Source organism: Nonomuraea maritima, assembly GCF_900100395.1.
Lineage (GTDB): Bacteria > Actinomycetota > Actinomycetes > Streptosporangiales > Streptosporangiaceae > Nonomuraea > Nonomuraea maritima.
In genome coordinates, this window is record NZ_FNFB01000030.1 from 13,637 (window position 1) to 28,380 (window position 14,744).

Genomic DNA, 14,744 nt, shown 5'->3' on the forward strand with positions numbered 1-14,744 from the left:
TATGTTGTGCGGCAGGAACCGGACTCTACTTACGGCCGACCCGAACCCGGCGGGCCGAGGCGAACAGGGTCGCCGAGGCGGCCAGCATCGCGCCGAACACGAGCGCGACCAGCGAGCCGGAGTTCATGCCGGTGACGCCGGCGGGCTGCTCGGCGCTCATCAGGCCGAGGTCGCCGACGGGCAGCGAGCGGGTGGTGGACGTCACCACGCTGCCGGCCGGGGTGGAGGCGAGCAGGCTGGTGGCCGGCTCGAGCGCGGAGATCGCGGCCGGGGACTTGGAGCTGACCGGCGCCGCGTGGGCGTGCTTCTTGGGGGTCTTCGGAGCCTTGGGGGCCTTGGGCGCGAGCGGCTGCGCCGGGGCCTGCGGCTCGTTGGGCAGGCCGGGGAGGCCGGGCAGCTGCGGCAGGCCGAGCGTGCTGGAGACGTCACCGAGGACGGGCAGCTGCGCGGCGCCCATGCCGGGGATCGGCCCGCCGTGGTTGAGGCCCTTGGTGAAACCGCTCACGTCCTGCGGCACGACGGAGAGCATCTTGCCCTTGGCGTCGGCGGCCTTGACGTCGGAACGGGCGAAACGGGCGACCGGCCCGCCCCTGCCGACGGACTTGCCGACGCTCGCCCCGCCGAGGCACCCGGCAGCCGCGTCGCCCAGGACTGCGGCGGCGTTGCCGCAGACGTTGACCGGCGCGGCGATCGGGGCCAGCGTCTGGTTACCGCTCAGCACCCCGCCACGGCCGGAGGTACGGTTGCCGCCCGCGCCCGAGCCCTGCTGGTGGACGCTGCTGCCGCCGGTGCAGTTGGCCACGGCACGGCCGATCACGGCGGCGGCGTTGCCGCAGACGTTGACCGGCGCGGCGATCGGGGCCAGCGTCTGGTTGCCGCTCAGCACCCCGCCGCGGCCGGAGGTGAGGTTGCCGCCCACGCCCCCGCCGGACTGCTTGACCGTGGCGCCGCCCTTGCAGCCGGCGAACGCCCGGCCGACGAGGGCCAGGGTGTTGCCGCAGATGTTGACCGGCGCGGCGATCGGGGCGAGCGTCTGGTTGCCGCTCAGCACCCCGCCCTGCCCGGTGGTGCGGTTGCCGCCCACGCCGTTGCCCGACTGCTGCAGCTTGATCTCGCCCGTGCAGCCCGCGGTCGCGTTGCCCACGGCGTTGCCGCAGATGTTGACCGGCGCGACGATCGGCGCGATGAGCTGGTTGCCGCTGCCGACGCCGAAGCGCCCGTCGGTGTCGTTGCCCGACCCCGACCCCGACCTCGACCCCGGGCGGGGGGCGTGCTTGGGCGAACCGTAGTGGTTCTTGCCGCCGCCACCGGCCGACGAGCCGCCGGTGCAGCCCGAGAACGCCCGGCCGACGAGGGCGAGGGTGTTGCCGCAGATGTTGACGGGCGCGGTGATCGGCGCGGTGACCTGGTTGCCGCCGAGCACGCTGCCGTTGCCGGACGTACGGTTGCTGCCCACGCTGTGGCCCGAGCCGCCCTGCCGGGCGCTGGAGCCGCCCTTGCACCCGGCGGTCGCGTCGCCGAAGATCGCCACAGCGTTGCCGCAGATGTTGACCGGCGCGGTGATCGGCGCGTTCACCTGGTTGCCGCCGAGCACGCTGCCGTTGCCGGACGTACGGTTGCCGGAGCCCCCGCCCGAGCCGCTCTGCCGGACGCTGGAGCCGCCCTTGCAGCCGGCGTCGGCCCTGCCGACCAGGGAGATGGCGTTGCCGCAGAGGTTGACCGGGGCGGTGATCGGCGCGTTCACCTGGTTGCCGCCGAGCACGCTGCCGTTGCCGGACGTACGGTCGGAGTTGCCACCGGAGCGGCCCTGCCCGACGACCTCGGCGCCGCCCTGCGAGCTCGCCTTGGACGAGCCGATGACGCCGATGGAGTTGCCGCTGATGTCGATCGGCAGCGAGATCGGCAGGTCGAGCTGGTTGCCGCCGCCGATGGACCCGTCGCCGGAGGTGTCGGCCAGCGCGGTGGCGCTGCCGCCGAACGACATGGCGGCCGCGGCCAGCAGAGCAGCCGGGGTGGAAACCTTCGCCCACGTACGCATGATGGATTGCTCCTAGTGATTTCTGGGGGGATACCTGAACAGTTCGCGGGCAGCCCGAGGCCGTGTGGAGATTCCCGCACAGCGGAGACCTCGGACTCGCGAACGACGTTGACTGACGTGCTTTTCACCAGCGAGCGGAGGAATGGGCACCACGCTCCGCCGCATCGCGTTCGGGAAGGAGACCGCCTACCGGCACGGTCAGTCCGCCGGCGTTCGCACGCCGCGTCGTACCGGTGAAGGTTGTGGCCTGGAAGAGCGCCTGGCGGTGTCCCGCGGGCGCGGATCAGTCAGGTGAGAAAGAAGGGTCGTCCGCCGCTGTGCGGACGACCGGGGGAAGCAGGCGCGCCAGAGGCGCGCGCCCGGCCTGGAGCCGCGGGTCGTACACGGACCTCGCGACATCCCCGGAGACAGGCCCGAACGGGCCGCTGTTGCCGCCGGTGGGCACCAGACCATCGGTGTGCAGGATCTCTCCGGCGGTGGATCGTGCCGGAAGGCCGGGATCCCGCTGGCTGTTGAGGCCGTCGACCGTACGACCGGCCATGGCCTCGGCGTCGTTCGACACCGAGATGAGGGGGGACGCCGTGCTTTCCTCGGCGCCCTGTGCGGCGGTCGCCGCCGACTCCGATGAGTCAGCGGCCGCCGCGGCGGAATCGGCGTGCGTCGTCGCGGCCGTCGGGGCGGCGCCGAGCATGCCGAACAGGACGGTGAGCAGCCACCCGGCGACCACCAGGGCGCCCATCGCGGCCGCTCGCAGGAACACCTTGCGGGCACCGGTCGCGAACCGCGCCATCCGGCCCGCCCGCTCGATGTCCGTGTCCTGCGCCGAGTTCTGTGCCGGTGTCGTCACGCGCAGGCGGCAGCCGGAGAGGGCGATGGCCCTCGTCCGATGTACCGCCGTGCGCGTCACGTGACCTCCACTCCAGAACCGGCCTCACGTCGTGAGGCCGGTCCATGGACTCACCCCTCAACGGTCCGTAACCGTAGCAGTACTCAAGGTTGTCGCAAGGGCTTTTCACCTGAGTCCCAGAAATTGGCCAACAGCACTCCGCCCAAACCACCCTCAACCGCCCGGACACCCTTGTCACAAGCCCATGAGCCCCCCATCGCAGCCCCTCGGCGGCCCCATTTCGGCGCCGCCGGCGCCCGCCGGGAGACGGCTCGCGATACTTGGTATGACGCAGTGCGCAGAGTTTGCTAACCTTACTGAGCCGACGCGGGATGACGGTCCCACGTGCAGGCACCAAGTCCGGGTGGCGGAATAGGCAGACGCGCTAGCTTGAGGTGCTAGTGCCCAGTGATGGGCATGGGGGTTCAAGTCCCCCCTCGGACACCAACTCTGGTACAGGTTGGGCCTCGCCTCGACTGTGACAACCCTCTCCGAGGGTCACAGACGAGGTAGAGGCCCATCTTCATGTAGAGGTCGTTCCTGGTTGCCGGCCACTCCTGGGAATCTTGAGGAACTCGGCCGTCTTAGGGATCATCTCCTTCTCCGCGATCCACGCTTCTGTCGACCGTCCGCAGCCGGCCCTTCGGCCTGCATCCGCTCGGCTCGCGGTCAGGCATGATCGCGATGACGCTTGCCCGTCCACCGAAGTGATCCGGCTCGCATTGGCGTTGACGACCGGACTCGCTCCGACGGCTCCGGATTGCGACCCCTCGCAGGGGCTCGCGCGGCGGCTGCCGTGCCTCATCCCTCGTCCACGTTGTGACCCCTCATCGCCACCCCCGCGCCGAACAGGATGGAGGTCGAGCCCGGTCGTCAGCTGCCATCAATAAAGCGACAAATTGACAGATGGCGGCACTCGGCGCCTGTGTGTCGGCACAGGCGCAACGAATGAATGGCTGCAAGATGATCCGTACCGGGAGACCTGTAGTCGGCGGGTCTATCCGGGGAAATTCCGACATTGCACATCTATGTGTGCAATCCCATTATGAGGAGATCAATTGCCCAAGCTTGGCAGCCTCTTCAGGGTTTTCGCAATCGGCACGGTGCTGAGCGCAGGTGCCGTCGCCTTGGTCGACGTCGCCGCCTTCGCATCTTCCAGTCCTGCGCGTGCGGCCACCTCTCCAGCTCGCGACGGACACCTTCGCCTCGCTGTCCGCTCTTCTCATCGCTCGAACCTGAAACACAACGAGAACGACAAGCCCAAGCGTCAGAGTGCGAACCTGAACCAGAACCAGGTGACGGGGCAGCACAACGATTCCCAGGGACAGGCGGCCCCTCAAGGACCGGCAGATGCGTCCGGTGAGCAGGGGCCGGCGGGTTGGCCGTGGTATCCCCATCCGCACGGTAGGCAGGGTCCGCCCGGCCCGCCCGGACCGCGCGGGCCGCGCGGGCCTGCGGGTCCGGCTGGGCCTGCGGGTCCGGCTGGGCCTGCGGGTCCGGCTGGGCCCGAGGGTCCGGCTGGGCCCGAGGGTCCGGCTGGGCCTGCGGGAGTCTCAGGCTATGAGGTCGTCACCGGAACCCCATTCACCGTGCCCGGGGGGGTAAACCTAGCTAGCGAATCAACTCAGTGCCCCGCGGGAAAGGTGGCAATTTCCGGCGGATACAGGCTGCTGAGCGGCGGCATCTCGGGAGACGACAGCGTCGTCTCTGTGGTGACATCCGCGCCGAACGCGACAAATACCGCGTGGGATGTGTGGGCTTTCAACGACAGCCAGTTCACTGCGAGTTTCACCCCTTATGCGGTCTGCGCCAATCAGTCCTGACCAGTCGAGCGGAGTGGCCACGGGTTCGGCCGGCACGCCATCGGTGAGCAGACCTGTCAACGGCCCTTGCCGATCATGAGCTTTCAGCTCGCAGGGGCGATGACGACAGGGTCCTCCCGGTCATCGGCAGGGTCGTGACCCCTCGCAGGGGCGGGCGATGAGGATTCGTCATCGCCTCTGCGAGGGGTCACACCGTTGTCATCCGTGGCACAGGCACAGCTCGTCCATGTGACGGAACGACACGACTGCCACGATGAGCGCCGCCACACCCCGTCAGGCATCGCCCGGGAGCCGCTGGTCATCGGCGGATTCGCCGGGCCGAACGAATGGTGCGCTCTTTCATTCAGCGCGTGCACGAACAGCGTCATTTCGCCAAGCCGTGCAGCATCCTGTCAGCGCGGGCACCGGGATCCTGCTCGGCCTGTGGCTGCACCACGGGTTCGTCGTGGTGCCCGCCAACCTGCCGCAACTTCCCCGTCCTCAGCTGGCCGGGCGCCGTTTCCCGGGCTGTCGCTGCCGGTACATAGCTGGCAACTCATACCTGACGGAGGCGCTGTGCTCACGAAGAAGGAAGCCGCTGAGGCCGTACGGAATGCGAAGGTTGTCACGGGCGTGACGTGGGCGCAGCTCGCCGAGGCGGTCGGACGGCCCCTCGCCTGGACGACGGCCGCGCTGCTCGGGCAGCACCCGATGAGCAAGGAAGAGGCGGGCGCGGCGACAGCCCTGCTGGAGCTCGGAGAGGACGTCGCGCTGGCCCTCCAGACGCAGCCGACCCGGGGCGCGCTCGACGCCGCCGTGCCCGTCGATCCGACGATCTACCGGCTGTACGAGGTCATCCAGGTCTACGGGCCGACCATCAAGGAGCTGATCCACGAGCAGTGCGGCGACGGCATCATGAGCGCCATCAACTTCCGCCTGGACGTCCGGCGGGTGCCCGACCCGGGCGGCGACCGCGTCGTCATCACCCTGGACGGGAAGTACCTGCCGTACCAGTGGTGACGGCTACGGGGCCGGGCAGTCGCAGGGGTCGGCCAGTGCAGGGCGATGTAGGACGTGGGCCGGTCGCGGTAACGTACGCGCTCGCGAGTGATGCGGTAGCGGGCGCACGCTCGCGGCTCGTCGGGCGTGCGGTACGGCACCGGCACGTCCAGGACGCCGATGTCCTGGTCGATGTGCGTGAGCAGGCCGTGGCAGGGCCCGCCCAGGCAGATGGCGTTGCACTCGTGACGGTTCATGCGCACGTCTCGATCGCTTTGACGGCAGCCGGCATCAGGGGGCCTCGAAGCCGGCCTTGGTGAGCACGTCCTCGCCCTGCTGGGACAGCACCAGGTCGACGAACTGCTTGGCCAGATCACCTCCGGGCGCCTTGGCCAGGGTGGCGATCGGGTAGTCGTTGACCGCCTGGCCCGCCTCGGGGAACGCGATGCCCCGCACCTTGCCGCCGGAGGCGATCACGTCGGTCCTGTACACCAGGGCCGCATCCACCTCGCCCAGCTCGACCTTGGTGAGCGTGGCCTTGACGTCCTGCTCCAGCGTGACCGGGGTGACCTTCAGCCCGGCCGCGTCCAGCGCCTTGACCGCGGCGGCGCCGCACGGCACCTGCTCGGCGCACAGCGCCACCTTCACGTTCGGGTCGGTGAGGTCCTTCAGCTCGTCCACCTTGGCCGGGTTGTCGGCGGGCAGCGCGATCTGCAGCTTGTTCCGTACGAACGTGACCGGCGGCCCGGCGAGGGACGCGTCGGTCACCGTCTTCATCGTGGCGGGGCTCGCGGCCGCGAAGACGTCCGCCGGCGCGCCCTGGACGATCTGCTGGGCCAGCGTCGCACTGGACCCGAAGTTGAACCGCACCGCCGTGCCCGGATGCGTCGCCTCGAAAGCCTTGCCCAGCTCGGTGAACGTCTCGGTCAGCGACGCCGCCGCGAACACCGTCACCTCCTTGCCCCCATCGCCGGCCGAGGCCTGTTCGCCGGAACCGCAACCGGACACGACAGCCAGCGCGAGCGCGACCGGCAGAACGACCGCCCATCGGGAGGGACGCCTGAACACCAAGGGGCCTCCTCACATGTGACCGTCCACCCGCTCATGACCCGAACCCGACGCCGGGCCCCCGGCCAGCGCGACGCCTTCACTGATCCAAAACACTGCCGCAGCCCTCACCATACTCCTTGCACATTCCAGCCTGAAGACCCTGTACCAACCGCAGTCACGGCAAATTTATGGGGGATGGCATGGCATCCACGATGGCATGACGTGGAACATCGGTCTTACCTCATGGAGGGCTACGTCTCCACGGCCAGCAGGTCGTTCAGCGCCCCGAGGATGACCGTGGAGGCGTCCTTCCTGGCCAGAGCGAGCGGCTTGAAGGACGGTCGCTTCGCGTAATTGGCAGCGACCAGCAGCTCTGGCATGTTCGCCCATCCAGGCAGTACGGAGAGGGCTTGAGCGAGTCGCTCCAGCCGATCCACCGACACTCCCCCGTTGCGCATCCACTCGAAGTTGATCGACAGGACCGACTTGGTCACGCCGGTGTAGATGCTCCACATCGCCGCCTCGTGCTTGCCGGTGCTGAACCAGGCGGTGACGGAAGGATGGGCGGCTTCCCCGAAGTAATAACCGCGGAAGGCGGGGTGCTCTCCGCATGCCGGTACACGGCGAGGATGGTGTCGGCCACGTCAGGAGGACAGTACGCGTCCAGAGCGCCCAGCAGGCTCTCCTCGTTCCACTTGGACAGCGCGCGGATCAAGCCTTTGCGCTTGGCGTCGGCCTGGGCTGGGGCAGCGCCGAGGGAGCCGGCCTCGACAGGGGGACGCCGTAGTCCGTGGCCGGCGCCGGGTCGCCGAGGGCCTGGAGTATCGCGATCACAACCGACTCGAGCACATCGATGGTCTGCTCGGCGTCCCGTACGGTGATCCGTTTCTTCCTGCGTGAACCGTCCGGATCGTGGTCGGCCGTGTGTGCGATGTTGTTCCGGCGCCTGGCGATCTCGGTGAGCCGCGTGCGGACCTCGTCGGCCGCGATCGGCGTGCTCGGGTCCTGATCGGTCAGCCTGTCGGCCACGGACTTCCACAGCCTGACCTTGCTGACGTGGGAGAAGCCCTCCGCTATCTTGTCCGGATTCTGGAAGCTCTTGAACTCGAAGAACCGTTCCAGCGCGGCACGGAACGCGTCCTCCAGCGGTTCGGCATTCCGGTGCACCTTCTCCACCAGCTGGGTACGGTCACCACACGACGCGGAATGCCATAATTGCGATATACGTGTGCCGCACCAGGCCACGCATCTCAGAAATGTCAGTAAATTCGGCCGAACGCGCCGCCTGCACTCTTCGTTGCATGAGGTTCTGCCGGGCACGGCAAGCCTGAAAGGCCATCGCCTGATCCCGTGGCCTTCCGGCCGGCCAGGAGACACCCTTGTCCGAAACCGCGTTGACCTGCGGGGACAGGGGTCGGGGCTCGGTTATGGTCCGCACTATGCGTCCGATGCCGTCGGCTGAGATGGTCAGTCTGATCTCGTTTCTCGCCGTGTTGCTGATCTTCTTCAGCATCGACGTACGGGCGCGGGAGTCGGGGGAGACGGACCCGTGGCACGTGCAGTTGTTCGGGTGGACCTCGCGGGTCGGGGGCATCTCCACCGCCCTCGCCCTCACCTTGGGGTGGGTGGACCTGTTCCTGCCGGACGAGAGCAGCCCGATCCATGTGGCGTTCGTGGCTTTCCCCGGGTCCTTCGGGGTGCTGTGCGCGATCGTGCTGGGGCTGGAGATGCTCTGGCGGTGACGGCGACCCCCTCGGCCGACTGACAGGTCAGCGCCAGTCCAGCACCAGTTGGGTGTGGCGCTTGCGGAAGACGCGGCCCACGGCGGGAGTCGGCACCGCGGCGTCCGCCGGGTGGAGGCTGAACCGCGGGCCGGGGTGGTCCCGCCAGTCGTGGTGCCAGGTTCGCTGGTGGGCGGCGAGCCGCTGTGCGAGTTCGGCGCCGTCGGGGCCGTGGCCGTGGACGCCGAACTCGATGTCCGAGCTGTTCGCTTCTCGGTAGGTGAGGTACGCGAAGCTGTCCTGCGTCACGAGTGCGGGGCAGAACCAGCGGAGCACCGGTTTGACGAGGTCTCCCTCATGGGCCGGGTTCGGCCAGATCACGCCGAAGGCGTCGTCGTGGACGGCCAGCCACAGGTGCAGCGTGTCGAAGGGGACGCCGGGCCGGGCGACGATGCCCGTCCACAGTTCGCTCGGGTCGCCCGTCAGCGCCCGGTCGAGTGCGGCGGTGTCGAGGGGCGGGCCGCCGTCGAGCGTCAGCGTCACCGCTCCACCGGCCAGCGCGGCCACCTGCTCGTGGTGCGCCCCGGCGCCTTGCATCGGTACGAACCCGCACACCGTCGGGTCGAGTCCGACGAGCCGGTCGCCGTCCCGGACGAAGGTGATCGAGCGGGTGATCGCGCAGAACCGCAGCGGGACGACCATCCGCCCGCCAGGAGCCAGCAGGTGCGCCCACGGGCAGTCCCAGGCGCCGACGGTGACGATGACGGCGTCGTACGGGCCGTGCTCGATGTGCTCGGCGTCGCCCAGGACGACCTGGACGTGCGGGTAGCCGGTCTCGGCGAGGAAGCGGCCGGCTCGCTCGGTGACGAACGGGTCGATGTCCATCGTCACCACGTGCCCCTCGGGGCCGACGATCTCGGCGATGAGCGCCGCGTTGTAGCCGCCGCTGCCGATCTCCAGCACCCGATCGCCGGGCCTGAGCCGGGCGGCTTCGAGCATCTCGGCCTGCAGCCAGGGCGCGCTCACCGAGCTGGTCGCCTTGCCGTCGGCGCCGCGCTTGGTGATGACGACGTCGAACACGGAGTACACGGAGGTGAGAGACGTCTCCTCGGGTGCGAACCTCTCGCGCGGGACCTTCGCGAACGCCCGTGCGACCTGGTCGCTGCGGATGGCGCCGTGTGCCCGCAGCCGGGCGACCATGTCGGCTCTGAGGTTCTCGGCGGTGCCGGACGGCGTGTCGGTGTCCACCGGCCGGATGGTAGCTCCGTGGGGTGTTGTGACACGCGGGGTTCGGGTAATGCCGGGTGCTGGTCGTGGCGGGTCGTAGCGTGGTGTCGACCCTCCTTGAAACGCCGGGCTGCTGCCTGGCCACGACGTGTTCCTCGGAGGATGACGCTGATGCGCGCATGGAGATCAGGCCGCGAACGACACGGAGACGGGGAGCGGCGGCTTCGGTACGGGGGCCTGGTGGTTTCCGCGTTCACCGTGGGCTGCCTCGCGGGGGGCCTCCTGGTGGCTCCCTCGGCGGCCGCGGAGGCGCTCGCCGACCGCCCGCCGACCTCGCGTTCGGACCGCGCCAAGCCAAGGACGAGCGGTACGGAGTCGGCCACCACCACGGAGCTGGCCGCCGAGCCGAACCAGGCGGCGTCGGGCCAGGAGGTGGCGCTGACCGCGACGGTGACCTGTCCTGCCGGAACCCCTAGCGGCACCGTCACCTTCTGGTCCGGCGAGGTGGCGCTCGGCGCCGCGGAGCTCGTTCCGGTCGACGTCGACGCCATCGCCACGTACACCGCGACCGGGCTGTCCGAGGGCAGGCACCAGGTCGTCGCCCGGTACGAGGGTGACGAGTCGTGCTCCAGCTCCACCTCGTCGCCTCTCACCGTCCCCGTCTCGACTGCCGAGCAGGGCCGGCTGGGCGTGGACCTCAATGTCGACAAGCTGACGGCGCGGGTCGGCGGCAGGGTGGCGTACCGGATCCGCATCGTGAACGCCGGCGACACGACCCTGACGGACGCCCGGGTCGTCGACGACCTCTCGAACGTGCTGGCGCGCAGCCAGATACGGGTGAGCCCGGAGGCGACGATCGGCACGGTCAGGCAGGAGGGCGACTCGCTCATCTGGACCGGCACCCTGCCGCCTGGCGAGATGGCGGTCGTCACCTTCGCCGTCTCACCGTTCAAGCGGGGCCTGCTGGAGAACAAGGCCGTCTGGGACGGCGGCCAGGACCTGACCTCGACGCGGATCGTCCGTAAGGCTAAGGCCGGCCGTCGCTGAGCTCCCGCTGTGCCGGCGTTCTGACGAACGCCGGCACAGCGGTGATCACGCGTTTTGCCCCGGCAGCTCCGGTACATGACCGGACGTTTCCCTACTCTGCGCGTCAATGGCGATATTTACGGCAAAGAACCTGAGAGCGACAAAACTGCCTCGGGGGTCGATCTATGACGAAGCAGCCATTCAGGAGCGAAGGGGGCACATATCTCATACGCGCACACACGGGAGGCGCGCCAGCCGGTCCGTTCCTGCCTGGGTTCTGGCGGAGCCCGCTGCGCGGGCCCTGGCTCACATCGGTGTTCGGTCTGGTGCTGCTCGTCGGGCTCATCATCGTCGCCGTCACGGGACTGCTGTCGTACGCCGCCTACCAGCCCCGGCTGCCCGGGAACGACACGACGCCGGGCAAGGGCCTGCTGGGCTTCTACCTCTTCGACTGGCCGACGAACCCCGCCTGGATGTACCGGATCACCCAGGGAGCCCACGTCATCCTGGGGCTGACGCTGGTGCCGGTGCTGCTCGCCAAGCTGTGGTCGGTGATCCCCAAGCTGTTCGACTGGCCTCCGGTACGGTCGCCCGCCCAGGCCATGGAACGCGCCAGCCTGGTGCTCCTGGTCGGGGGCGCGGTGTTCCAGTTCGTCACCGGGATCCTCAACATCCAGCTCTTCTACGTCTTCCCGTTCTCCTTCTATCCGGCGCACCTGTACGGCGCGTGGATCTTCCTCGCGGCACTGGCGCTGCACGTGGCCCTGCGACTGCCCAAGGCGATCCGCGCGGCGCGGTCGCGGAGCCTGCGCCAGGAGCTGCGGACCCGCCTGGCCGACACCCGGCCGGAACCGCCCGACCCCGACGGCCTGGTCGCGGCGGAGCCGGCGCCGCCCACCATGTCCCGGCGCGGAATGCTGGGGTTCGTCGGGGGCGGCTCCGCGCTGATGTTCGGCCTGTCGGTGGGACAGACGCTGGACGGGCCGCTGCGCCGTACGGCCCTGCTCGCGCCGCACGGGCGCGTGTACGGGCCTGGCCCCAACGACTTCCAGGTCAACAAGACGGCGGCCGGCCTGGGCGTCACCGCGGCGGACGCGGGCGACGCGTGGCGGCTGACGGTCGCCGGGGCGAAACAGGTGCGGCTGTCCCGCGCGGACCTGCTCGCGATGCCGCTGCACACGTACGCGCTGCCGATCGCCTGCGTGGAGGGGTGGTCGACCGAGCAGGTCTGGACCGGCGTACGGCTGGCGGACCTGGCGCTCCTGGCCGGCATCCCGCCCGGCGCGGCGGAACTCACGGCACGGTCGCTGCAACGGTTCGGCTACTTCGGCCAGGCGTCGTTCAGCGTCCGGCAGGTGGCCGACCCGCGTTCGCTGCTGGCGCTGCGGGTCAACGGCGCCGACCTGTCGCTCGACCACGGGTTCCCCGCGCGGATCATCGTGCCGAACGCCCCTGGCGTGCACAACACCAAGTGGGTGCGCGAACTGGCCTACCGCAGGGAGAGCCGGTGAAGTGGCGCAGCGCGTACGGCGCGGGCCCGTGGCACCTCGTGGGGCTGGCGGCATGCTTCGCGGTCGCCGGTTACGCCGCCACGCGGGTGGTGGGGGCGGGCATCCTCATCGGGTTCGCGGTGTGGTTCATCGGGGCCGTCATCCTGCACGACCTGGTGCTGTGGCCGCTGTACTCGGTGGCCGACGGCGTGCTGCGGCGGGGCGTCGTCAGGACACGTCCCCCAAGGCGGCGGCCCGCGGTGGTCAACCACGTGCGGGTGCCGGTGGCGCTGTCCGGGTTGCTGCTGCTGGTGTGGTTCCCGCTCGTCCTGGGCCGTTCCGAGGGCAACTACCGGAGTGCGGTCGGGCTGAGCACGTCCCCGTACTTCGCGAGGTGGTTGTTCGTCGCCCTGGCGCTCTTCGTCGTCTCGGGTGTGATCTACGCGGTGCGGTGGTGGGCCGCGGGACGGTCGGATCATTGAGCGGCGATGACGCGACGCCGCCGGACCTCCGGCTCCCGCGGCCGTACCGGGTCGCGGGAGCCGTCGGGAACCCGTGATAGGCGCCTTCTACGAGCACGGCCTGCGCGGGGGGAACGTGGAGGTCGAGTACGCCGACGGCCGCGTCCTGCCGCTCGCCGCCGAGCGCTGGCTGCGGCCGATCGAGGGCGACGAGGAGGTCCTCGCGCGGTGCGGCGGCCCCACGCTGGACGTCGGCTCCGGGCCGGGCAGGCTGACCGCGGCGCTCGCGCGCAGAGGGGTCTTCGCGCTCGGCATCGACGTCACGCCCCTCGCCGTCGAGCTGACCAGGCGCGCGGGCGGCCTGGCCCTTCTGCGGTGCGTCTTCGATCCGCTGCCCGCGACAGGACGGTGGGCCGAGGCGCTGCTCATGGACGGCAACATCGGCATCGGCGGCGATCCGGAGACCCTGCTGCGGCGCCTGCGGCAGCTGGTCAGGCCGGGCGGCTGGGTGATCGCCGAGGTCCACGAGCCCGGTTCGAAGAGCACGGTGGACATGATGCGGCTGCGCCACGACGGGCGCGCCGACGAGTGGTTCGCCTGGGCCACCGTGTCGGCCGACGACATCGGCGGGCTCGCCGAGCGGTGCGGGTTCCCCGCCGCCGAGCGGTGGAACGCGGCCGGACGGTGGTTCGCGGCCCTGTCATGACCGCCGGGCCCGGACGAGCGAGCCCGCGATCACGGCCGACGCGGCGACGGCGTAGGCGGCCGTCCCGAGATGGTGCTGAACGCCCAGGTACGCGGCGGCCCCGGCGAGCGGGACGCCGAGCCATTCCCACCGGCCGTCGAGGGCGGCGAACGCGACGACCAGCAGGGCGTACCAGGAGTATCCGGGCGTGAGCGCGAGGAACGCGATCCCCGTCACCAGGAGGGCCCCGCTCCACGGCCGGTCGGCGGCGCCGCGACGGAGCACCAGCACGGCCGCGACCGCGACGACGGCGAGAGCCGCCGGCAGGGCCGCCGCGTCGGGCAGCACCAGGCGCAGCAGCGCGTAGCGGTCGCCGCCGGAGTCGTCGTAGCCCTCCTCGTCCAGGTAGCCGGACAGGTACCCGAGGACGGACCCACCGGACACGAGCACGTACGGCAGGTACGCGAGCGCCAGGACGAGGGCGGCGGGCCCGAGCACCGCGAGGGCGTCGAGCACCCGCCGCCGCGCAGGCGGACCGTCCTTGGCCAGCAGCCCCGACAGCGCCCCTGGCACGGCCAGCGCGGGCAGGAACTTGACGACGGTCGCCGCACCGAGCAGCATGCCGCCGCCCACCCTGTGGCAGGCCACGACGGTCAGGGCGGCGACGGCGAGCAGGACGCCGAGGGCGTCCACGTGGGCGTTGTTCACCGCCTCCAGCGGGACGGCCGGGCACCACGCCCAGTAGGCGGCCCTCGCGGGTGCCGCCCGGCGACGCAGGACCAGCGTCGTCGCGAAGGCCAGCACCGCCCCGCCGATCTGCAGCGGTTTGTACCTGCTGCCTTCCGGCGAGAGCCCGTGCACGGCCAGGAAGTACAGCTCCGCGAGCGGCGGGTAGATGGTGTGGACGGCGGGACGGTTGATCCGCGTGCACGTCCGCGCGTCGACGGGATACCGGTACGGGGCGTTGCAGCCCGCGCCCTGCGGGAAGAGCCAGCGGTCACGCAGCGGGGCGAGCGCCGGGTCCGCCGGGACGTGCGCGTACGGTGAGATCCCCGCCGCCTGGACGCGCCCGTCCCAGATGTAGCGGAAGGAGTCGGTGCTCGTGGTCGGCGGTGCGAGCAGGCCCGTGGCGGTCACGGCGGCGGCTCCGGCGACCAGCAGGAACACCGCCTGGCGCTCCGGCACCGCGCGCAAAGCCCACGCCGCCGCGGCGAAGAGCACCCAGGAGAGCGCGTACCACCGCAGCAGGGCCGAGGTGTCGCCGGTCAGCGACCCCGAGGTGATCGCCAGCGCGAGCGCGCCGACCAGGGCCAGGAGGAGCACGGCCGTACCGCCGACGCGGTATACCCCGGGTGCCAC

At 70.5% G+C, this 14,744-nt stretch carries 14 protein-coding genes and 1 tRNA gene; 7 read left to right on the plus strand and 8 right to left on the minus strand.

What is annotated here, in order from left to right:
• Positions 1-25: 25 nt before the first annotated feature.
• Both BLR04_RS32285 and BLR04_RS32290 read right to left on the minus strand, forming a co-directional pair.
• Positions 26-2,038 (minus strand): chaplin family protein, encoded by a 2,013-nt coding sequence (locus BLR04_RS32285; protein ID WP_090772452.1) that lies wholly within the window; start codon positions 2,036-2,038, stop codon positions 26-28.
• Positions 2,039-2,321: 283 nt separating this feature from the next.
• Complete coding sequence (locus BLR04_RS32290; RefSeq protein ID WP_425413464.1) at positions 2,322-2,945, minus strand: hypothetical protein; 624 nt, start codon at positions 2,943-2,945, stop codon at positions 2,322-2,324.
• Between the two features lie 337 nt (positions 2,946-3,282).
• On the opposite strand from BLR04_RS32290, the gene BLR04_RS32295 reads away from it, so the two are divergent.
• A tRNA-Leu gene (locus tag BLR04_RS32295) sits at positions 3,283-3,371 on the plus strand.
• A gap of 1,177 nt (positions 3,372-4,548) precedes the next feature.
• Here the strand turns inward: BLR04_RS32295 and BLR04_RS41490 are convergent.
• Entirely contained in the window at positions 4,549-4,716 is a 168-nt protein-coding gene (locus BLR04_RS41490) for a hypothetical protein (protein WP_218129250.1), read from the minus strand.
• 586 nt (positions 4,717-5,302) lie between these two features.
• Between BLR04_RS41490 and cynS the strand changes: the two genes are divergently transcribed.
• Positions 5,303-5,746 carry a cyanase gene (cynS, locus tag BLR04_RS32305; RefSeq protein ID WP_090772454.1) on the plus strand — a complete coding sequence of 148 codons (444 nt, stop codon included), beginning with the start codon at positions 5,303-5,305 and terminating at the stop codon, positions 5,744-5,746.
• Between the two features lie 270 nt (positions 5,747-6,016).
• On the opposite strand, the gene modA is transcribed toward cynS, so the two are convergent.
• The 3 genes from modA to BLR04_RS32320 form a co-directional block, all read right to left on the minus strand.
• Positions 6,017-6,796 (minus strand): molybdate ABC transporter substrate-binding protein, encoded by a 780-nt coding sequence (gene modA / locus BLR04_RS32310; protein ID WP_090772456.1) that lies wholly within the window; start codon positions 6,794-6,796, stop codon positions 6,017-6,019.
• 230 nt (positions 6,797-7,026) lie between these two features.
• Positions 7,027-7,290, minus strand: coding sequence for a hypothetical protein (locus BLR04_RS32315; RefSeq protein ID WP_090772458.1), 264 nt, complete (start codon positions 7,288-7,290; stop codon positions 7,027-7,029).
• Between the two features lie 196 nt (positions 7,291-7,486).
• Positions 7,487-7,951: a hypothetical protein gene (locus tag BLR04_RS32320; RefSeq protein ID WP_090772460.1), complete on the minus strand. Its 465-nt coding sequence runs from the start codon at positions 7,949-7,951 to the stop codon at positions 7,487-7,489.
• Positions 7,952-8,223: 272 nt separating this feature from the next.
• Here BLR04_RS32320 and BLR04_RS32325 point away from each other — a divergent pair, with 272 nt between their 5' ends.
• Entirely contained in the window at positions 8,224-8,517 is a 294-nt protein-coding gene (locus BLR04_RS32325) for a hypothetical protein (RefSeq protein WP_218129251.1), read from the plus strand.
• A 27-nt stretch (positions 8,518-8,544) separates the two neighbouring features.
• On the opposite strand, the gene fxlM is transcribed toward BLR04_RS32325, so the two are convergent.
• Positions 8,545-9,744: a methyltransferase, FxLD system gene (gene fxlM, locus BLR04_RS32330; protein WP_090772462.1), complete on the minus strand. Its 1,200-nt coding sequence runs from the start codon at positions 9,742-9,744 to the stop codon at positions 8,545-8,547.
• Between the two features lie 219 nt (positions 9,745-9,963).
• Between fxlM and BLR04_RS32335 the strand changes: the two genes are divergently transcribed.
• The 4 genes from BLR04_RS32335 (at position 9,964) to BLR04_RS32350 (ending at position 13,406) form a co-directional block, all read left to right on the plus strand.
• The gene (locus BLR04_RS32335) at positions 9,964-10,770 is read left to right on the plus strand and encodes an Ig-like domain repeat protein (protein ID WP_176903387.1); all 807 of its coding nucleotides are present in this window, start codon (positions 9,964-9,966) and stop codon (positions 10,768-10,770) included.
• A gap of 293 nt (positions 10,771-11,063) precedes the next feature.
• The gene (locus BLR04_RS32340) at positions 11,064-12,260 is read left to right on the plus strand and encodes a molybdopterin-dependent oxidoreductase (RefSeq protein ID WP_245740785.1); all 1,197 of its coding nucleotides are present in this window, start codon (positions 11,064-11,066) and stop codon (positions 12,258-12,260) included.
• Positions 12,257-12,721: a hypothetical protein gene (locus BLR04_RS32345; RefSeq protein ID WP_090772468.1), complete on the plus strand. Its 465-nt coding sequence runs from the start codon at positions 12,257-12,259 to the stop codon at positions 12,719-12,721. Before BLR04_RS32340 ends, BLR04_RS32345 begins: the two co-directional genes overlap by 4 nt.
• Positions 12,722-12,794: 73 nt before the next feature.
• Positions 12,795-13,406: a methyltransferase domain-containing protein gene (locus tag BLR04_RS32350; RefSeq protein ID WP_090772470.1), complete on the plus strand. Its 612-nt coding sequence runs from the start codon at positions 12,795-12,797 to the stop codon at positions 13,404-13,406.
• Here the strand turns inward: BLR04_RS32350 and BLR04_RS32355 are convergent.
• On the minus strand, positions 13,401-14,744 hold the full coding sequence (locus BLR04_RS32355; protein ID WP_090772472.1) for a glycosyltransferase 87 family protein: 1,344 nt from the start codon (positions 14,742-14,744) through the stop codon (positions 13,401-13,403). The genes BLR04_RS32350 and BLR04_RS32355 overlap by 6 nt on opposite strands.

Coding starts and splice junctions, on each gene's coding strand:
- BLR04_RS32285 (WP_090772452.1), bottom strand. CDS start 2,038: ATGCGTACGTGGGCGAAGGTTTCCACCCCGGCTGCTCTGCTGGCCGCG.
- BLR04_RS32325 (WP_218129251.1), top strand. CDS start 8,224: ATGCCGTCGGCTGAGATGGTCAGTCTGATCTCGTTTCTCGCCGTGTTG.
- BLR04_RS32315 (WP_090772458.1), bottom strand. CDS start 7,290: ATGTGGAGCATCTACACCGGCGTGACCAAGTCGGTCCTGTCGATCAAC.